Source organism: Mycolicibacterium sp. SMGY-1XX, assembly GCF_059132455.1.
In genome coordinates this window covers 4,183,335-4,202,157 of the sequence record NZ_CP101139.1, presented here as the reverse complement: position 1 = coordinate 4,202,157, position 18,823 = coordinate 4,183,335, and the positions used below count along the sequence as shown (strand labels likewise).

Annotated in this window: 16 protein-coding genes and 1 pseudogene; 6 read left to right on the top strand and 11 right to left on the bottom strand. The window is 64.9% G+C overall.

Features of this window, described 5'->3' with window-relative positions; genetic code table 11:
• Nucleotides 1–52: 52 nt before the first annotated feature.
• Together lysX and NL241_RS20285 are read right to left on the bottom strand one after the other, a co-directional pair.
• Complete coding sequence (gene lysX, locus NL241_RS20290) at nucleotides 53–3,361, bottom strand: bifunctional lysylphosphatidylglycerol synthetase/lysine--tRNA ligase LysX (protein WP_494394864.1); 3,309 nt, start codon at nucleotides 3,359–3,361, stop codon at nucleotides 53–55.
• Nucleotides 3,362–3,431: 70 nt separating this feature from the next.
• Nucleotides 3,432–3,782 (bottom strand): DUF1844 domain-containing protein, encoded by a 351-nt coding sequence (locus tag NL241_RS20285; RefSeq protein WP_487696374.1) that lies wholly within the window; start codon nucleotides 3,780–3,782, stop codon nucleotides 3,432–3,434.
• A 197-nt stretch (nucleotides 3,783–3,979) separates the two neighbouring features.
• Between NL241_RS20285 and infC the strand changes: the two genes are divergently transcribed.
• From infC to NL241_RS20260, 5 genes are all read left to right on the top strand, one after another.
• Nucleotides 3,980–4,651 (top strand): translation initiation factor IF-3, encoded by a 672-nt coding sequence (gene infC / locus NL241_RS20280; protein WP_494394863.1) that lies wholly within the window; start codon nucleotides 3,980–3,982, stop codon nucleotides 4,649–4,651.
• A 13-nt stretch (nucleotides 4,652–4,664) separates the two neighbouring features.
• Nucleotides 4,665–4,859 carry a 50S ribosomal protein L35 gene (gene rpmI, locus NL241_RS20275; RefSeq protein WP_487696373.1) on the top strand — a complete coding sequence of 65 codons (195 nt, stop codon included), beginning with the start codon at nucleotides 4,665–4,667 and terminating at the stop codon, nucleotides 4,857–4,859.
• Nucleotides 4,860–4,912: 53 nt separating this feature from the next.
• Nucleotides 4,913–5,302, top strand: coding sequence for a 50S ribosomal protein L20 (rplT, locus tag NL241_RS20270; RefSeq protein WP_487696372.1), 390 nt, complete (start codon nucleotides 4,913–4,915; stop codon nucleotides 5,300–5,302).
• Nucleotides 5,299–6,066, top strand: coding sequence for a TrmH family RNA methyltransferase (locus NL241_RS20265; RefSeq protein ID WP_494398348.1), 768 nt, complete (start codon nucleotides 5,299–5,301; stop codon nucleotides 6,064–6,066). The genes rplT and NL241_RS20265 overlap by 4 nt, the downstream gene beginning before the upstream one ends.
• A 108-nt stretch (nucleotides 6,067–6,174) precedes the next feature.
• Entirely contained in the window at nucleotides 6,175–6,951 is a 777-nt protein-coding gene (locus NL241_RS20260; protein ID WP_487696371.1) for an SDR family NAD(P)-dependent oxidoreductase, read from the top strand.
• 7 nt (nucleotides 6,952–6,958) lie between these two features.
• Here the strand turns inward: NL241_RS20260 and NL241_RS20255 are convergent, their stop codons facing one another.
• The 8 genes from NL241_RS20255 to NL241_RS20220 all read right to left on the bottom strand — a co-directional run bounded on the left by NL241_RS20255 (nucleotide 6,959) and on the right by NL241_RS20220 (nucleotide 16,828).
• Nucleotides 6,959–8,215: an acyl-CoA dehydrogenase family protein gene (locus tag NL241_RS20255; protein ID WP_494394862.1), complete on the bottom strand. Its 1,257-nt coding sequence runs from the start codon at nucleotides 8,213–8,215 to the stop codon at nucleotides 6,959–6,961.
• 42 nt (nucleotides 8,216–8,257) lie between these two features.
• Nucleotides 8,258–9,286: an oxygenase MpaB family protein gene (locus NL241_RS20250; protein WP_494394861.1), complete on the bottom strand. Its 1,029-nt coding sequence runs from the start codon at nucleotides 9,284–9,286 to the stop codon at nucleotides 8,258–8,260.
• Between the two features lie 613 nt (nucleotides 9,287–9,899).
• Nucleotides 9,900–10,913 carry an ABC transporter permease gene (locus tag NL241_RS20245; RefSeq protein ID WP_494394860.1) on the bottom strand — a complete coding sequence of 338 codons (1,014 nt, stop codon included), beginning with the start codon at nucleotides 10,911–10,913 and terminating at the stop codon, nucleotides 9,900–9,902.
• A 16-nt stretch (nucleotides 10,914–10,929) separates the two neighbouring features.
• Nucleotides 10,930–12,492, bottom strand: a complete 1,563-nt coding sequence (locus tag NL241_RS20240) for a sugar ABC transporter ATP-binding protein (RefSeq protein ID WP_494394859.1) — start codon at nucleotides 12,490–12,492, stop codon at nucleotides 10,930–10,932.
• A complete protein-coding gene (locus NL241_RS20235; RefSeq protein WP_494394858.1) occupies nucleotides 12,492–13,760 on the bottom strand; it encodes a sugar ABC transporter substrate-binding protein in 1,269 nt (422 codons plus the stop codon). Before NL241_RS20235 ends, NL241_RS20240 begins: the two co-directional genes overlap by 1 nt.
• A 24-nt stretch (nucleotides 13,761–13,784) precedes the next feature.
• A complete protein-coding gene (locus NL241_RS20230) occupies nucleotides 13,785–14,993 on the bottom strand; it encodes an acyl-CoA dehydrogenase family protein (RefSeq protein WP_494394857.1) in 1,209 nt (402 codons plus the stop codon).
• Nucleotides 14,990–16,390 (bottom strand): NtaA/DmoA family FMN-dependent monooxygenase, encoded by a 1,401-nt coding sequence (locus tag NL241_RS20225; protein ID WP_494394856.1) that lies wholly within the window; start codon nucleotides 16,388–16,390, stop codon nucleotides 14,990–14,992. The genes NL241_RS20230 and NL241_RS20225 overlap by 4 nt, the downstream gene beginning before the upstream one ends.
• A gap of 204 nt (nucleotides 16,391–16,594) precedes the next feature.
• Complete coding sequence (locus tag NL241_RS20220; protein ID WP_494398347.1) at nucleotides 16,595–16,828, bottom strand: LysR substrate-binding domain-containing protein; 234 nt, start codon at nucleotides 16,826–16,828, stop codon at nucleotides 16,595–16,597.
• A gap of 33 nt (nucleotides 16,829–16,861) precedes the next feature.
• On the opposite strand from NL241_RS20220, the pseudogene NL241_RS20215 reads away from it, so the two are divergent.
• A pseudogene (locus NL241_RS20215) lies at nucleotides 16,862–17,020 on the top strand (MFS transporter); the annotation flags it as partial.
• Nucleotides 17,021–17,259: 239 nt separating this feature from the next.
• Here NL241_RS20215 and NL241_RS20210 read toward each other — a convergent pair.
• Nucleotides 17,260–18,705, bottom strand: a complete 1,446-nt coding sequence (locus NL241_RS20210; protein WP_494394855.1) for a hypothetical protein — start codon at nucleotides 18,703–18,705, stop codon at nucleotides 17,260–17,262.
• Between the last annotated feature and the right edge of the window lie 118 nt (nucleotides 18,706–18,823).

Genomic DNA, 18,823 nt, shown 5'->3' with positions numbered 1-18,823 from the left:
CCCATGGTGGCTCGCGTTTCTTACCGATCGCTGCGAGGTGGCTGTATGTGACCTAGCGCGGTTTGGCCAACGGGAACGGCAGCGTCTCGCGGATGCTGCGCCCGGTGATCAACATGACGATCCGGTCCACACCCATTCCCAGACCACCCGTCGGCGGCATCGCGTACTCGAGGGCCTGCAGGAAGTCCTCGTCGAGCTCCATCGCCTCGGGATCGCCGCCGGCGGCCAGCATCGACTGCTCATGCAGTCGCCGGCGTTGCAGTACGGGATCGGTGAGTTCGCTGTAAGCGGTGCCCAGCTCCACACCCCAGGCCACCAGGTCCCACCGTTCGGCGACGCCGGGTTTGCTGCGGTGCGGCCGGGTCAACGGCGATACCGAGGCCGGGAAATCGGTGTAGAAGGTCGGCGCCTCGGTGCGGTCCTCCACCAGGTGCTCGTACATCTCCAGCACCACCGCACCTGCGTCCCAATGTGTTTGATAGGGGATGCCGGCAGCGTCGCAGAGCTTGCGCAGCGCCGGGACATCGGTGTCGACGTCGACGTGCTCACCCAGGGCCTCCGACACCGCGTCGTGCACTGTCTTGACCGCCCACTGCCCGGAGATGTCGACAGGTTCCAGGCTGCCGTCGGATCTGGGTCGCAGGATCACGTGCGCGCCGTTGGCGGCCTCGGCCGCGTTCTGGATCAGCTCACGGCAGCCGTCGATCCAGACCCGGTAGTCGGCGTGGGCCTGGTAGGCCTCCAGCAGGGTGAACTCGGGGTTGTGGCTGAAGTCCACACCCTCGTTGCGGAACGCCCGGCCCAGCTCGAACACCCGCTCCACCCCGCCCACACACAGACGTTTGAGGTAGAGCTCGGGGGCGATGCGCAGATACAGGTCCAGGTCGTAGGCGTTGATGTGGGTGGTGAACGGCCGCGCATTGGCCCCGCCGTGGATCTGCTGCAGGATGGGCGTCTCGACCTCGAGGAAACCCTTGGCGAACAACGTCTCCCGGATCGCGTGCAACACCTGGCTGCGGGCCCGGATCAGATCCCGGGCTTCGGTGTTGATGGCCAGGTCGACGTAGCGGACCCGCACCCGCGCTTCCTGGTCGGTCAGGCCTTTCCACTTGTCCGGCAGCGGCCGAAGGCACTTGCCGATCAGCCGCCACCGCTGCACCAGGACCGAGCGGGTGCCGTTCAAGCTGGCGCCCACCACGCCGCTGACCTCCACCAGGTCGCCGAGGTCGATCGCGGCGGTGAACTCGGCGGTGCTGAGCCTCGAATTGTCCAGCAGCACTTGGGTTTCCCCCGACCAGTCGCGCAGCTGGGCGAACAACACCCCGCCGTAGTCGCGTAGCCGCAGGATCCGCCCGGCCACGGTGACGTCGGTGCCGTCGGCCGACTCGAGCGCCTCGGCCACGGTGTGGCTGGGTGCCTGCCCGACGGGGTAGGCGTCGACGCCGTTGTCCTGCAACCACTTCAGCTTCGCCATCCGGACTCGGACCTGTTCGGGCAGCCGCGGGGTTCCGGTTTCCTGCGTCGAGTCGGCGGGTAGCGCCGCGGCGTCGGGTGTGCTGCCGTCCTCGTGCAGGGCGCCGGTCCTGACCAGTGCCTCGGGCACCGACGAATGCTGGCCGGTGTGCTGCTTGTTGCGCCGGCTGAACGGCAGCACCAGGAAGCCTTCGGCGATCACCGAGGCCACCCCGACGCGCGGCGCCAGGCGGGCGTCCTCGTAGCAGGCGAACCGCGGCACCCAGTCCGGTTGGTATTTCATGTTGGAGCGGTACAGGGTCTCCAGCTGCCACCAGCGCGAGAAGAACACCAGCAGTGCGCGCCACAACCTGGCCACCGGACCCGCACCAAGCTGCGCGCCCTCTTCGAACGCCGACCGGAACATCGCGAAGTTCAGCGAGATCCGGGTGATACCCAGCGCCTCACCCTGCAGGCACAGCTCGCTGACCATCAGCTCGACGGTGCCGTTGGGGGACTGGCGCGAGCGTCGCATCAGGTCCAGCGACACCCCGTTGGTGCCCCACGGCACCAGCGAGAGCATGGCCACCACTTCTTCTTGCCCGGGGGCACCCCCGACCGCTTCCACCAGCAGGCAGTCCGCGTCGGCCGGGTCTCCGAGGCGACCCAGCGCCATCGAGAAACCCCGCTCGGTCTCGGTGTCGCGCCAGGCGTCGGCCCGCTCGATCGCGGTGGTCATCTCCGCGGCCGACAGCTCGCGGTGGCGCCGGATCCGGACGGTCAACCCGGCGCGGCGGGCCCGGGTGACGGCCTGGCGCACGGGCTTCATGTCCGGGCCGGAGAGCTTGAACCGGTCCGGGTACAGGATGGCCTCGTCGCCGAGTTCCAGCGCGTGCAGTCCGGCCTCGCGGAATGCTTCGGCGGCCGCCGCACTGGCGCCCATCACACCGGGCGCCCAGCCGTAGGTCTCACACAGCTGCAGCCACGCCTCGATCGCGTTCGGCCACGCCCGTGGATCGCCGACGGGGTCACCGCTGGCCAGGCAGACGCCGACCTCCACCCGGTAGGTGATCGCGGCGCGCCCATCAGCGGAGAAGACCACCGACTTGTCGCGGCGGGTGGCGAAGTACCCCAGGGAGTCGTTCTTGCCGTAGACCTCCAGCAGCCCGCGGATCGCCGACTCGTCTTCACCGGTGAGGGCGTTGTCTGCCTGCTGGGAGCGGAACAGCACGACTGCGGCCACCATCAACGCCAGTGCACCGAACAGGCCGAGCAGGGCGTTGACGACGACGTGCGGGTGCTGCCCGTCGAACGCGCCGCCGTCGACGCCGGCGAAGGCGACCACCCGGTTGATGGAGTACGCCAAGCGGTAGTCGCGCTCCAGCGTCCCGGGGAACAGTTCCAGCAGGCCCCAGCCCACCAGGATGCCCAGGGCCATCCCCACCAGAAGCGTCGCGGCGGCTTTGAACAGCGCCGCCCGGCGTACCCGGGCCCAGAACTGCTTGTGGGCCATCACCAGGAAGGCGATCGCGGCGAGGTGGAAGACCAGGCCGATGACTTCGCCGAACTCCTCGCTCAGCGGTTCCTCGCCCTGGACCAGGTCGCCGATGTTCACGACGATCGCGGCCGCCATGTACAGCACCAGGATCCACCAGGCGATGCGTTTGCGTGCCGCCAGCGCCGCCGCCAGCAGCGCCAGCACGAACGCCCACGCGAAGCTGGTGTCGGGGAAGTTGAAGATGTAGTCGTCGACGAATTCGCGGGGGACGCGGATGATCGACCGCACCAGCGGTGACACGCTGGCCACCAGCGACAACGTGGCGATGACGCCGACGGTCCACCCGGCTGCCGCGGGAACCCAGCGGAAGCGGGAGTCGAAGCGGTGCACCGTGCGGTCGACGAGGGTCATAGGCCGGGAGGATATTCGCTGGCGTAGAAAATATCGTGGAGAAACCCTCGAGCTGCCTGTGACCGGCGGGCTACCAGACGGGTCCGGTGTACTTCTCGCCCGGACCCTTGCCCGGCTCGTCGGGCGCGGCGCTGGCTTCGCGGAACGCCAGCTGCAGACTCTTGAGCCCGTCGCGGATCGGGCCGGCGTGCGGGCCGAGGTACTCGACGGAGGCGGTCACCAGTCCGGCCAGCGCAGTGATGAGGCGACGCGCCTCGTCGAGGTCACGGAAGGGGCTGTCGTCGGGGTCGGGATGCGACAGGCCGAGCTTCTCGGCGGCCGCACTCATCAACATCACCGCTGACCTGGTGATCACCTCGACGGCGGGTACTTCGGCAAGTTCGCGTATTTGATCTTGCTCGATTCTGGGATCCTCGGTCATGCCTGATAGAGTGGCACGTGCGACCGTCCCGGCTCACGCCAGGGACAGCAAGTGGAGTCCCACTCCCACCGTTGGCCGAACAGGTTCAACGGTCCGGTCACCGGCATCCCAGGATGCCAGGTTCTGCGTTTCACGCAGGCGGTTCGTCCCGCGACCGGTCGGCTTTGGGCCCTGCTACATGCAGGGCTTTTTTGCTGATGACGTGGTGTTCCAGCTGTTACGCGGTCCGACACAGTGGAACAAACCAGGGAGGCCCCATCAGCACTGAGACCCGCATCAACGAGCGTATCCGCGTACCTGAAGTCCGTTTGATCGGCCCCGGTGGGGAGCAGGTGGGCATCGTGCGCATCGAAGATGCACTCCGCGTCGCCGCGGATGCCGATCTCGACCTTGTCGAAGTAGCTCCGAATGCCAGACCTCCGGTCTGCAAGATCATGGACTACGGCAAGTTCAAGTACGAGACGGCTCTGAAGGAGCGCGAGTCTCGCAAGAACCAGCAGCAGACCGTCGTCAAGGAACAGAAGCTGCGCCCCAAGATCGACGACCACGACTACCAGACCAAGAAGGGTCACGTCGTCCGCTTCCTCGAGGCGGGGTCGAAGGTCAAGGTGACGATCATGTTCCGCGGACGTGAGCAGTCCCGGCCCGAACTGGGCTTCCGACTGTTGCAGCGGCTGGGCGCCGACGTAGCCGAATACGGCTTCGTCGAGACGTCCGCCAAGCAGGACGGCCGCAATATGACAATGGTGCTGGCCCCGCACCGCGGCGCGAAGACTCGTGCCAAGGCGGCTCATGACGCTGACACTCCGGCGCAACGCTCCGGCGGCGCGGACGCACAGCCCACCGAAAACCCAGACACCACCCAGTAGAACTGAGGACTACATGCCCAAGGCCAAGACCCACAGCGGCGCGTCGAAGCGTTTTCGTCGCACCGGCACCGGCAAGATCGTTCGGCAGAAGGCCAACCGCCGCCACTTGCTCGAGCACAAGGCCACCAAGCGCACTCGTCGTCTCGACGGCCGCACCGTTGTCGCCACCACGGACAACAAGCGCATCAACGCGATGCTCAACGGCTGATCCAGCCACCCGAACTTTCTGACCGAACGTAGACAAAGAACAGGAACACCCCCATGGCACGCGTGAAGCGCGCAGTCAACGCCCAGAAGAAGCGGCGCTCAGTCCTCAAGGCGTCGAAGGGCTACCGCGGACAGCGGTCCCGGCTCTACCGCAAGGCCAAAGAGCAGCAGCTGCACTCATTGACCTATGCCTACCGCGACCGCCGGGCCCGCAAGGGTGAGTTCCGCAAGCTGTGGATCTCGCGTATCAACGCCGCCGCCCGCGCGAACGACATCACCTACAACCGGCTGATCCAGGGCCTCAAGCTCGCCGGTGTCGAGGTGGACCGCAAGAACCTGTCGGAGATCGCGATCAGCGATCCGGCCGCGTTCACCGCGCTGGTCGAGGTCGCCAAGGCTGCTCTGCCCGAGGATGTCAACGCGCCCGCCGGAGAGGCTGCCTGACGCTCACCGAGCGCTCCAACCGGGTCGCTGCAGCGCTGAAGCTGCAGAAAGCCTCCGGACGTCGCCGCGCCGCACGCTTTCTCGCCGAAGGTCCCAACCTCGTCGAGGCAGCGTTGCGGCGCGGTCTTGTCAGTGAGGTCTTCGTGACCGAGGACGCTGCCGCTCGCTTCGACTCGCTTCTGGCCGGGGTGGAGACCCAACTGGTCACCGAACGCGCGGCAAAAGCGCTGTCGGACACCGTGACCCCCGTCGGTCTGGTGGCGGTGTGCCGGACCCCCGAGGTGTCACTCGCCGATGTGCTGGCCTCGCCGCGCCTGGTGGCGGTGGGCGTGGACACGTCTGATCCCGGTAATGCGGGCACCCTGATCCGGCTGGCCGACGCCATGGGTGCCGACGCTTTCATCCTGGCCGGCAACAGCGTCGACCCGTACAACGCAAAATGCCTGCGGTCTTCGGCCGGCAGCATCTTCTCGGTGCCGGTGATCGAGGCGCCCGACACGCTGGCGTTGATCTCTGCGCTGGGTTACGCCGAACTGGTGGTCATGGCCTCGACGCTGGACGGCGAGATGTCGCTGGATGACGTCGATCTGAAGGTGCCCACCGCGTGGCTGTTCGGATCCGAAGCGCACGGACTGTCCGCTGAGGTCGCTGCGGCGGCCGACGTCCGTGTCACGATTCCTATGGCCGGGGGAGCAGAGAGCCTCAATGTGGCTGCGGCCGCGGCCATTTGCCTGTATCAGAGCGCGGCAGCGCACCGAGCCTGACGGACGCGTCCTTTCTTTACACATCCTTAACCGGCTGATGGCAGGACCAGAAATGGTTCAGAACCAGGGTTCGGGTCAAGAGGCCTGCGTCGGGATGAGGAGAATTCGGTGATCGATCTCGCCAACAAGACTGCGGTGGTGACCGGCGGCTCGCGCGGCATCGGCCGGGCGGTTGCGTTCACGCTCGCCGAGCACGGAGCCCGCGTGATCGTCGCCGACCGCAGTGATCACCTGCGCAGCGCCGAGGAATCGACCTCCGGACTGATCCGGGCCCGCGGTGGGTCGGCCGAGTCACACCCGCTCGACGTCGCCGACTCGGCTGCCGTCACCGAGCTCTTCGACAGTGTCGCAAACAGTTACGGCATCGACATCCTGGTCAACAACGCCGGGGTGCTGCACGCCGGGTCGGTCACCGAGACCAGCGATGAGATCTGGCGTGACCAGTTCGCGGTCAACGTCGACGGAACGTTCTTCTGCATGCGCTCGGCCATCACAGCGATGGTGGCGGCCGGACGGGGCGGCAAGATCGTCAACGTCACCTCGATCAGCGGCCTGCGTGCCAACCCGGGATTCGCCGCCTACTGCGCCTCCAAGGCAGCGTTGGTGAATCTGACCCGGCAGGCCGGAATCGATTACGCCACAGCAGGAATCAACGTCAACGCCGTCGCTCCCGGATTTGTCGAGACCGATATGACCTCGCTCTACGATGCGCCCATCAGGCGTGCGCTCGAAGGGCAGACACCGAACGGACGGTGGGCGACCGCGGCGCAGATCGCCGACACCGTGCTGTTCCTCGCCTCCAGCCTGTCCGATCACATCGTCGGCGAGATCATCGCTGTCGATGGCGGATGGCTGGTCGGCACTCCCGTGGTGGTGGCGCCGTGAGCGCCTGTCATTCTCCCCGCAGCAGCCCCTTGGCGACGTGCGTGATCTGCACTTCGTTGCTGCCGGCGTAGATCATCAACGACTTGGCGTCCCGGGCCAGTTGCTCCACCCGGTACTCGGTCATGTAGCCGTTGCCACCGAACAGCTGCACCGCTTCCATCGCCACATCGGTGGCAGCCTGCGAACAGTAGTACTTGATCGCCGACGCCTCGGCCAGGGAGATGGCCGTCCCGGTCTGGGCGGCCTCGATGACGCGGAACAGCATGTTGCGCACGTTCATCCGGGCCACTTCCATATTGGCGAGCTTCAGCTGGATGAGCTGGAACTGGCCGATCTCCTTGCCCCACAGGGTGCGGGTCCGCGCGTAGTCCACCGACAGCCGCAGGCATTCCTCGATGACCCCGAGCGCCATCGCCGCCACACCGATGCGTTCGGCGGAGAAACTGGAGCGCGCGCTCTCGCGCCCCTGATCGACACTGCCGGAGGCGCCCTCGGTCTCGCCCAACAGCCGGTCGCGGCCGAGCCGGACGTTGTTGAAGAACAGTTCGCCCGTGCGGGAGGAGTGAATTCCCATCTTGCGGAAGGGTTTCGACTGGACGAAACCCTCCATGCCTTTGTCGAGCACGAAGGTCAGGACCTTGCGATCTCTGGGACTTGTTGGGGCGGAGATGTCGGATCTACCTTCGTCCAGCTTGGCGTACACCACCACGACGTCGGCGTCGGGGCCGTTGGTGATGAAGGTCTTCTGGCCGTTGAGGATGTAGTCGTCGCCGTCGCGCACCACATAGGACTTCATGCCGCCGAAGGCGTCGGAGCCCGAATCCGGTTCGGTGATGGCCCAGGCGCCCACCTTCTCGTAGGTCACCAGTTCGGGCAGCCAGCGTTCCTGCTGCGCCAGGGTGCCGCGGCTCTGGATGGTCGGCACCGTCAGGCCCAGGCTGACACCCATCCCGGTGACGACGCCCATCGACACCCGGCACAGTTCGCTGATCACGACGAAGCCCATCCCGCCCTGCTCGCCGCCGAACATCCCGCCGCCGCCACCGGACTTCGACTCACCGCCGTCGCGCAGCCTGGCCAGGCGCTTCTCCAACGCTTCACGCGCCATCACATCGATCCCAAACGAGGAGAACAGTTTCCGGATGATCGGGTACGGCTCCATCTCGCCGCTCTCGAGCGCGTCGACGTGGGGGCGGAACTCTTTGTCTACGAACTGGCGCACGGCGTCACGCACCGCGAGGTCAACGTCGGACCACTCGATCATTGGCGATTCTCTCGATTCGGTTGTGTTGTGTAGTCGGTCAGATCATGCTGCCGAACGCCGCCCGCGGGCGGGCCGGAATCCGGCAAGGGAAAACGTGGTGTGCACCAGGGAGCCGGCCCGCTCGGCCAGAGCCAGGGGCAGCGGCGCCTTGCGCTTCGGTACATAGTGCATCGGCATGCCCTTACGGTCACGTGGCGGACCCATGAAGAACGGCGCCTCGACCAGCGGAGCGTCGGCGGCGACCTGCCCCGAGGCGCGCCGGTAGGCGGCCAAGGCCCGCGGGTGCAGGCGGATCTCGTCGGGCACTGCCAGGAAGGCGATCTCCACGGCCTTGCCGAACAACCTCAGCAACACCTCGTCACCGGGTGTCCACCGCATGCCGGCCTTCTCCCGCAGCGCCGGGTCGAACAAGCCTGCCGCGATCCACCGCTGGCCGGCGATCATCGGCCGGAACATCTGGTCCCACAACGGTGTCGGCATCAAGACGAATTTTGGCTTCGGGATTCGGATGCTGAAGATGTCCAAGGTCGCCCGGTTGATCTCCAGCTCGTCGCGGCAGGTGCGCTCCCAGTATTCGCAGAACTCTTCCCAGCTTTGCGGTACCGGCCGCATGCTCATGCCGTACTGGCGGTACCACTGGACGTGCTCGTCGAACAGTTGGCGTTTCTCGGCCTCGGTCAGCCCGCCGCAGAAATACTCGGCGACCTTGATGATCAACATGAAGAACGTGGCGTGCGCCCAATAGAACGTCTCGGGGTTCAATGCGTGGTAGCGGCGCCCATGGGTGTCCACACCCTTGATCGTGGTGTGGAAGTTCTTGATCTGCCGACCGGTGTGGCCGGCGCGGTCACCGTCGTAGACGACGCCCATGATCGGGTAGACCGAGCGCGCGACTCGTTGCAGCGGTTCACGCAGCAGAATCGAGTGGTCTTCGACGCCGGCGCCGAGTTGGGGATACATGTTCTGGACCGCGCCGATCCACACGCCCAGCAGCCCCGTGCGCAGGTCGCCGAAGTACTTCCAGGTCAATGAGTCCGGGCCGAGTGGATCGGCCGGGGTCTGCTCGTCCATTGCGCCTCCCGTCCTTGCCAGGAGTACCCAACGGTAGTGATGACAACCGCGGTTGTCCATGGTTCTCGAAGTTTGCCGGCTGTGCCGTTAGCGGTCGGTGACCGGTTCGTTGTTGTTGTTGTGGCTTCTCGAGTTAAATGGCCAATTTTCATCTGGATATCCAGGCGATGCCCAATTGGACATTCAAGTGAGAATCGTCAACTTCCGTGGCTCGACTGCGTGCAGTCCAAAGCAGCGATCCACAGACCAACGCGGCACTAGTTCCCGGATGCCGGTGAACGCCCGCGAGGGAAAGGCGACCACCCCGTGGCGGCGACCGTGACGATCCAGTACCGCGTGGGTTCGATTGTTTTCACACGACCGCGTTTCGCGAGCCTACCCTGCTGCGCGTACCAGCTGATGCCTCAACATCCGAAAACGCCTGCCGCTGCGGGTTTCCCAGGACGACGCCTGAATGCGGCGCCGTCACCATGGGTCCGTGCGGTTGCCCGGCCTTCACTACGGCTGCCTGCGGATAAGTCAACGCGCGTGTCACGCGACGAAACACCATGTCGGTAGCTGGAGCCATTTGACCACGAGAGCAGACATTGAATACTGGCCCATCACTTAGTGGTCACTTCACTATCTGTTCGCGCCGACCCACGATGGTGAGGGTGGCTGCGATCACCACCACCGCGCCTTTGATCATGGTCTGGGTGAAATCCGGGACGCCGAGCTGATTCAACCCGCTGGAGAGAACGACCAGGATGAGGACGCCGACGAGCGTTCGTTCCACGCCGCCGCTGCCACCCCACAGCGAGGTACCTCCGACGGCTACCGCAGCGATGGCGTCGAGCATGAACGACGTGCCCAGCGTCGGCCCCCCGGCCTGCAGCCCGGAGACCACCAGCAGACCGGACACGGCGGCGAACACCGCCGACATCACGAACAGCCAGAAGCGCAGCGACCGGGCGTTGACGCCGGCCAGGTGGGCGGCCTTCTCGTTCGCCCCAATGGCGTACACGTAGAGGCCAAAACGTGTTTTGCGGGTGAGGAACCAGCTGAGCGCAAACAGTGCAACCCCGATCAGGAAGGTTCCGGTGACACCGGGGACGATCTGGGTGTTGACCAGAGCAAGGAGACTTGGCGCGAAGAACGAGACGGATTGCCCCTTGAGTAGGGTGAGGGCCAACCCGGTGAACACCGACAACGTTCCCAGTGTCACGATGAACGACGGCAGCCGCCCCAGTACCGTCAGCGCCCCGTTGATGGCACCGACCACCAGGCCCACGGCGAACGTCAACGCCACCGACACCCAGAAAACGTCCCCCAGTTCACGATTCGCGATGGCCACCACTGCGGCCGTCAGCAGCACCGTCGCACCCACCGAAAGATCGATGCTTCCCGCCAGGACCACCAACGTCAGGCCCAGCGCACCGGCGAGCAGGTAACCGGCCGAGCTGCCCATGGACACGAAGTTCTGCACGGTGAAGAAGGTGTCGCGGGCAAAACTGAAGTACACCACCAGGGCGACCAGCACCAGGGGCGGCAGAATGCGGACGAGCAACTGCACCCCGAGTCCCCGGCTCGCGGTGGTGCGTTCTTCGTTGGGGGTCTGTTCGGGTGGGTTTGTGTCGGTGATGGTCATAACAGTGCGGTTCCCTTCAGAACATGTACGGGACGACGTCGTCTTCTTGCGGCTTGGCGCCGACCGGGCACGCGATGGTGGCCGCGATCTGCGAATCCTTGACTACGAGCACGCGGTCGGAGAGCCCGATCAATTCGGGCAGGTCGTCGCTGATCAGCAGAACCGCGCTGCCTTGCGCGGCGGCGGCGCGGATGGCTTCGTAGATGGATTCACGCGATCCGGTGTCGACGCCCTGGGTGGGTGAGTCGAGCACGATGAGTCTGGGTTTGCGGTGCAGCCACCGCGCGATGATGACCTTCTGCTGGTTGCCGCCCGACAGCTCGCCGATGGGTTGCGCCAATCCTGTTGTCTTCACCGCGTATTCGGTGAGTAGGCGGCGGGAGCGTTCGGCGGCGAGCCGCTGTTTCACGGTGCCCCACCGACGTCCGTAGAGGTCGTGCAGCGAGCCGATCACCAGGTTGAACAACAGACTCTTCTCGGCGAACAAACTCGAGGTGGCGCGGTCCTGTGGCAGGTAGACGATTCCGGCCTGCACTGCCTGGCGCACCGAACCGTAGCGGATCGGCGCACCGTCGAGGGTCACCGCGTGCTGCGATCTCGTGACCCCGGCCACCAGCGCCCCGATCTCGTTCTTGCCTGACCCTTCGAGCCCGGCCAGCCCCACGATTTCACCTGCCGCGAGGTCGATTTCGATGGGCTCCCGATCCGGTCGCAGGGACAGGTCGCGGATCTCGAAAGCCGGCACAGGCCCCTGGGCTTGTCCGGCGAACTCGCCTTGGAGGTTCTCGCGGTAGTACACCTCCGAGCGCACCCGGCCCACCATGAGGCGGTGGAGGTCTTCCTCGGTCAGGCCGTCGGTCGGGCGCTCGGCCACCAGTTGGCCGTCTTTGAGGACGAGCACCCGGTCGGTGAGCGCGAGGACTTCCTCGAGCAGATGCGAGACGAAGACCACTGTGGCACCGCGGTCGGCGAGGTCTCTGACCACGGCGAGGAACCTGGTCTCACTTTGCTTGTCCAAGCTGGTGGTCGGTTCGTCCAGGAAGATCACCGGTCTGTCGACCTGCAGCAGGTCGATGGCGGCGAGCACCTTCGCGAAACTGAGACTCTGCTTCACGCTGACCGACAACCCCGACACGGTGGCCGCGGCCAACCGTGCGGGCAGCTCCAGGGTTTCCAATGCCCGGACAGCGATGTCGTGGCGTTGCCGGCGATCGATGAGCCCCAGCCGGCCGCCGATCTGCTGCTCCCAGCCCAGCAGCAGGTTCTCTTCCACGGTCAACGACTCGACGAGCGCGATGTCCTGGTAGACGCGGAACAGACCGAGTTGGTTGGCAGCGCGGTAGTTCGGAACCGTCACGGCCGCGCCGTTGATGATCACGTCGCCACGGGAAGCGGGAAACACCCCGGACAAGATGTTGAGAAGGGTGCTCTTGCCGGCACCGTTCTCTCCCACCAGCCCGACGATCTCCCCTTGGTGCAGGGTGGCGGTGACGTCGTCGAGCACGGTCACGCCGGAGAAGACCTTGGTGAGTCCGCTCAATTCCACCCGGGCGAGGTCGGTTGGGGCCAGAGGAGTCATCAGCTGTTCAGATCCGGATCGGGATCGAAGGGATTGATCTTGTCGTGGCTGGCCAGCGTCTGTTCGGCCTTCTCGAGTTCACCTGAGTCACGGAGCTCGACGAAGGTGGGGTTCTCGGCATAGCCTCTGGGCGGGTTGGAGATGGGCCACAGGTGGGGCAGGTCGGTGATCGGTGTGTAAATGGCCTGCAGGTCCCAGTTGTCACCGGAATACACCTGCGAGATCTTGCGGGCGCTGAGCTGCTCGCCCACGGGCCTGCTGTAGCGGGTCAGGAAGTCAGAGGCGTTGTCCTTGGTGATCAGCGGCAAGGTCAGCTCGAGCTGACGCAAACCTTCACCGGGGAACTTTCCGTTGAGTGCGTCGAACAGCTGGGCGGCCTGCTGGTACCCGGTCCAGCTCCCCGGCATGGCCGCGGCGGTGAGCACCAGCCCCTGCTGGACGTACTGGGGTACGACGCCCGCTGAGTGTGCGGAGACGATCAACACGTCTTTTCCTGGTTCCTTGCCGATGGCGCGGATCGCGGCGACGGCACCTTCGACGTCGGCGGCGTCGGTGGCGAAGAACGCCGACGCATTCGGGTTGCTGGCCAACAGGTCTGCGACCTTGCGCTGGCCGGTCTCGGCGGTCCACTCGGTGTCGACGTTGCCCACCAGTTTGATGTTGGGGTGCTTCTTGAGCGTGTCGGTCAGTCCCAGATACGCCTGGTTGGAAATCGTGAAGGGGCTCTGGTTTCCGGCAAGGGCGATCAGTTCGGTGTCTTTGCCGTCGAGCGCTTCGGCGAGCGTCTCGGTAGCCTCCACCGCGGATTGGTAGTAGTTGGGCGAGACGTAGGACACTTGGCGCTGCTCGGGGATGTCCCAGACCGTCTTCCACTCTTCGTTCTGGAAGATGTTGGCGAAATACGCGTTGTGCTGGGCGAATCGGCGAGACAGCTCGGCGGAGTTCGGGGAATGGATGTTGAGGCCGATGCCCTTGTAACCCGCGTTCAGCAGGGAGTCGATCTGCTCGCTCTGCTTCTGCGCGTCACCGTTGGAGTTGAGCACCCGGACGTCGGTGGCGCCGAGCTGTTCGGCGGCGGCTTTGAAGGATTCGCCGTACTCGGTGTTCCACGGGTTCGAGTTGGCCACCACGACGGCCAGTTTCACGCTGGTGTCACCTTTGGTCTCACCGTAATCCGCTGTGGTGCCCGATGAGCAGGCAGCGAGCGTGATGGCCGAAAGTGCCGCGGCGCCGGCGGCCAACAGCTTGCTGGTTGGAGTTCTCTTCATGAGATGTTCCTTCGTGATGAATCGTCAGGGCCGCGGGTCAGCGGCCACAGGGGTGACACGGTCGCGCAGATCGACTCCGCTGAACCACGCCCGAAAGGGAGAGGTGCCGTTGAGCTCGAAGTCGCCGATCGAGGCGAGCCGATACGAAACTGGGTTGTGGCTGGACAGCGTTCTGGCGTTGCGCCAGAACCGGTCCCATCGTTTCGAGGTGCTCAGCGCCGAAGCGCCACCGACGTCGAACAACCGGGTGGTCGCGTCCAGCACAGCTTTGATGATCAGGACCTGGGCCCGGTACACCAACACTTCCACGTGATCTTCGAGGTCACCGGTTGCGCCTCCGGCCGAGATCTGTGTTGCCAGCCGGTCGAGGGCGCGTGCCACGTCGCGAACCAGGGTGGCGGCCAGGTACGCCGCTGCGCTGAGTTCACCGATGATCTCCTGGACCAGCGGGTCGAACCGTGGCGGGCGGCCGGTGCCTTGGGCGAAGTACCGTTCCCGGCCACGGACGTACCCGACGGTCTCGTCGTGGGCGGCACGGGCGATCCCGGCTAGGGCGATCAGGTGCAGCTGTTGGGCGAAAGATGTTCCGTAGCTTCCGATGTCCAGTGCCGGCAGCTGCTCGTCGGGGTCGACGACGACGTTCTCGAATCGGCTGGTGCCGCTGGCGGTGAGCTTTTGCCCGAACCCGTCCCAGTCATCGACCAGGGTGACTCCGGGGGCGTGTCGGTTGACCAGCACGGTCACCAATCCGTCGGCGCTTTCGGCGTTGGTCACGATCCACTCCGCGAACAGCGACCCGGTGCTGTAGAACTTGACGCCGTTGAGCAGGAAGCGGCCCTCGGTATCGGTGGTGAGCGTGGTGGCGAACCGGTCGGTGTTGGCGCTGTGGCGTTCGGTGTGGGCGCCACCAAGCAGCACCCCGTCGCCGATGCGGTGCAACCACCGGTCCCGTGCGGGTGATGGCGCCGCGGCCGCCAGGGCGTCGGTGAAGATGAAATGCGAGCGCAGTGCCTGGACCAGGTTGGAGTCCGCTGCCGCGAGGTCGATCAGGATCTCGGTCAGATCGACGACGCTGCGGCCTCCTCCGCCGAACTCGGTGGGCACCCGCAGCGCGCCAAGGCCGGCGCGGCCCAGGTCGCTGAGCTCGTCGACGGGCAGCAGCCGCTCGTCGTCGCGCGTGGCCGCCGAGGCGGCGATGTCGGCGAACTTTTCGGTGAACGCATGTGCACTCACCGGGCACCTGCTGACTGCGCAAGCGTCAGTCGGCGGCCGTGGTGGTTCTCCGGCAGCCGGTCACCGTTACCGAAGAGCTTTTGGCGCAGGGTGCCCGGGGCGTACTCGGTTTGGGCGAGCCCCCGCTTTTGTAGGACCGGTACCACGTGGTCAACCCATTCGTCCCACCACCCGAGGCTGGTGATCGGCACGACGTTGAAACCGTCGATCCCCGCGTCCACCCATTCCTGCACCAGGTCCGCTATCTGTTCGGGGGTACCGGCGAATTTGCCGGGCAGCAGCGCGTGGTCGATCAGGTATTCGCGCCAGCTCAGGTCCCGGCCACGCCCGTAATCGGCTTCGACCGCGGCGCGGAAGATGGAGCGCACGTGGTCACCGAGTTCGATCCGCTCCTTGAGTTCGGACAGCGGGGTCTCGGGGTCGATCGAGGTGAAGTCGATGCCAGAGCCGCCGCTGTAGAAGCCGACAAGGCCACCGAAGTCGATGTTGTCCCGGAGGTACTGCTGCTTGCGGCGGGCCTCCTCCTCGGTGGAGCCGATCACTGTCGACAGCTGCACCAGCGATTTGAGCGTTTTCGGATCGCGCCCGGCCGCACGGGCACGCTGCGCGAGCGCCTCGACGTCTTTGCGTGCACTGTCGGGCGTCATGGACGGCAGGAACGTGACTTCGGCGTTGCGGACTGCGAATTCGGCTCCGGCAGCCGAGTTTCCGGCCTGGAAAAGCACGGGCGTCCGCTGCGGTGACGGTTCGACGAGGTGCGGCCCCTGCACGCGGTACCGTTCGCCCGCGTGGTCGATAGTGTGAATTTTGGTGGGTTCGAAGTAGACGCCCGTCGATGGATCCTGGACCACAGCGCCGTCGTCCCAGGAGTGTTCCCAGAGCTTGAAGGTGACGTCGACGTACTCCTGGGCCCAGGCATACCGTTGGTCGTGGCTGATGATGTCGTCGTAGCCGAAGTTGCGGAACCCGTTGGATAGATACGACGTGACGATGTTCCACGCCACCCGTCCGTTGGTGTAGTGGTCGAGCGTGGACAGCTTCCGGGCGAAGGAGAACGGGTGGTCTTGGATTATGTTGCTGGTCAGTGCTATTCCGAGATGTTCGGTCACGTACCCGAGCACTGACACCAGGGCTGCGGGGTCGTTCTCGGGGAACTGCGAGCCGGCCCGGACTGTTCCGTTGTTGCCGACATAATCCAGGTCGTAGACACCGACCACATCAGCGATGAACAGCGTGTCGAGCTTGCCGCGCTCGAGCGTCTTCACCACATCGACGTAGGGCTGGAGGTCCTTGTACCCGTACTGGACCTGCCCTTCGGGGGTACGCCAGTACCCGTGGCTGTGGTGGTTCGGAGTCAGGTGAAGAAACCCGTTGTAGATCGGCGGCCTACCGGACACTCTTAACTCCTTGCACATCGGGATCATGACCTCGAAATTGACTGTAGGACACCGCATTTCAGCATCAAAATCGAGCTTTATCGCACGGGAATGCAAGTATTTAACTTTCCCAGAGTTAAATTTCACGCACGTTTGTCACGTGATCTGCGCCACCGTTCGAAGTCGATCGCTTCAATGAAAGTTGCTGTCCGAGGTGCAGCGTTGTCAACAGTCCTTATCGAAAGCCGGGTCGCGACCAGCCGCTGCACTCGTGGAGATCGACGTCCATTTCAGGCGGGGGTCGTCGACGAGGTCGTAGCCGATGCCGAGTTCGAACGTCCCGTCGGCCACTCCTTCGGCCAGATCCGCGAGGTCCACCTCGCTGGTGTGGACGTGGAATCGAGGTAGCTTTTCCGCTGCCACAGACAGCAGCTCTGGAAGCAGATAGGGCGCCACCACCTCGAAGCAACCGGTTGTTCCACTGATCAAGACATCGGGACGACGCGGCAGCGGATCAGCCTGTGCCGTGTAGCGCTGTCGAGCCTGCTGGGGACAGCCATCGAGTACTACGACTTCCTGGTCTACGGAACGATGAAGGCCTTGGTCTTCGGGATGGTGTTCTTTCCCGAGTCAGACCCCGCCTTCGTAACCTGAGGAAATCTGGCCCTTGGTCACGCAATGGGGAGGCGGTGGCGCGTCTCCGTGGAAGTGGTCCGAACGGGCCTCTTTGGGCAGAGTCGACTTGCTCCCAGGACATCTTCGGAACGAAGCTCAATCGTAGGTAGGGGAATGCAGATGGTGTTTGAGGTCGAGGGATGGTGAGGCCGAGTAGCTGGAACGGGGCATACCCCGCCGGCTCTGCAGTGAAAGTGTGTGTGTGTGTGTGTGCTTCACGAGCCGGTTTCGGGCGAGGTGAATATCTGGCCGTCGAGGGTGGTGGTCATTGTGCCGGAGATTGTCGGCGGTTGCGCGAGACCGGGTGACTGGACGACGAATCCATTGGTACCGGTAGATTTTCGTGTACCAGAGTGCTCGCCTGACAGTGTGATGTCAGAATGCCAGGTGTAGCGCAGTGGTCCTGTCTCCTTGATGGATTCTTCGATGCCGTCCACGACTGTGCGGCCGTCGGAGCTGTATCCGCGGTATGTGACCTTGACGCGGTTGACCGCCGTACCGTGGCCTGGGAAAGCGGCAGGGCCGTGGGCGATTTCGACGTTCGCTGATCCTTGCACTCCGGTCAGTGTGTAGACACCAGCTGCTACCTCGGGCCGTTTGGGTGGCAGTGGGTCTCCAACCTGGTACTCCAGACCCCACGGGATGCTGTCGGGCACGGGTTGTGGTTGTGGTTGAGGGGGTAGCGGCTCCCGGTCAGTGAGCCGCGCGATCATCAGCCGTGACATCCGTCCGCCGGGCTCTGTCGACATGGGGCAGGGTGCAGGCTCGGGTGTCGTGTGCGCACAGGCCGGCGGGCCGACCAAGAGCTGGTAGTACGCAATTGCGGTGCCGTCTGGGGACCAGGCGGGGTCGGCTCCGGCATTCCACAGCGGGTCGCTGATGCCACCGTTGCCGGGAGTGGTGTCGCCACCACCGTTGAGCTGATAGCCGTCGTGGATTGTGCTCTGGCCGGATTCTGGCGACCGCCGCTCGTCGAGCTCGATTACGTACGGCTGGAAGAACCTTCTACCACTGGTGTCGTCGTTCGGGGAGACACCGGGGGCGGGCGGAAGCCCGTACTGATTGTTGTACAGGTTGCCGATGGCGCTTCCGGCCGCGAGATCTACCAGAGGCGGGACACCCGGCAGTGCGCTGGCGAAGTACATCCGTCCGTCACTTCCGGGCTGATTGGCCCCTGGCTTGCCGGTGTGGTTGTCCACTCGCCCGTCTGCGAGAACCAGCGCGGTGTCATCCGGTGCCATCACTACGGGATCTGTATATGCCGGGTCACGGCTGAATCGTGTTGATTCTCCCGAGGTCAGATCGGTGGCAAAGATGTCGAAGTTCCATGACTCCTGTGTACCGATACCGAGGGCAGCGGTGCCGTCGTTGGTGAAGCCGCGGAATTCGCCGATGACACCGGCACTCTCGGCAAGGTTCAGCTGACCGGGCTTTTCATCGGTGGGTGGCTGCGCCACCTCGATGAATCGACCTGATGTGCCCGGACTTTCGCCCAGGAGGAAGGACACGTTGCTCACCTCGTAGGCCGGCGGGTTTGCTGCACCGTTGAAGGTCATGCGTCCAAACGCACCGAATTGGGTCGCGTCTGTCATGCCTGCAGTGAGGAACATCTGGTTCCAGCCCAGGTGCTCATTGTCGGGATGCAATCGTAGTTCCCGCATTTGACCACCGTTGGGTAATGGGAAGGGAGAGCGAATGGGGTAGATGTGGGTGGTGTTCGCCGTCGGGTCGCAGTCGATGACGTCCACCGTCCCGCAATCCAGCACGTTCCTGCCGAAC

Coding starts and splice junctions, on each gene's coding strand:
- lysX (WP_494394864.1), bottom strand. CDS start 3,361: ATGACCCTCGTCGACCGCACGGTGCACCGCTTCGACTCCCGCTTCCGC.
- NL241_RS20250 (WP_494394861.1), bottom strand. CDS start 9,286: ATGGACGAGCAGACCCCGGCCGATCCACTCGGCCCGGACTCATTGACC.
- rpmI (WP_487696373.1), top strand. CDS start 4,665: ATGCCCAAGGCCAAGACCCACAGCGGCGCGTCGAAGCGTTTTCGTCGC.
- rplT (WP_487696372.1), top strand. CDS start 4,913: ATGGCACGCGTGAAGCGCGCAGTCAACGCCCAGAAGAAGCGGCGCTCA.
- NL241_RS20245 (WP_494394860.1), bottom strand. CDS start 10,913: ATGACCATCACCGACACAAACCCACCCGAACAGACCCCCAACGAAGAA.
- NL241_RS20235 (WP_494394858.1), bottom strand. CDS start 13,760: ATGAAGAGAACTCCAACCAGCAAGCTGTTGGCCGCCGGCGCCGCGGCA.
- NL241_RS20285 (WP_487696374.1), bottom strand. CDS start 3,782: ATGACCGAGGATCCCAGAATCGAGCAAGATCAAATACGCGAACTTGCC.
- NL241_RS20240 (WP_494394859.1), bottom strand. CDS start 12,492: ATGACTCCTCTGGCCCCAACCGACCTCGCCCGGGTGGAATTGAGCGGA.
- infC (WP_494394863.1), top strand. CDS start 3,980: ATGACGTGGTGTTCCAGCTGTTACGCGGTCCGACACAGTGGAACAAAC.
- NL241_RS20210 (WP_494394855.1), bottom strand. CDS start 18,705: ATGCGGGAACTACGATTGCATCCCGACAATGAGCACCTGGGCTGGAAC.
- NL241_RS20255 (WP_494394862.1), bottom strand. CDS start 8,215: ATGATCGAGTGGTCCGACGTTGACCTCGCGGTGCGTGACGCCGTGCGC.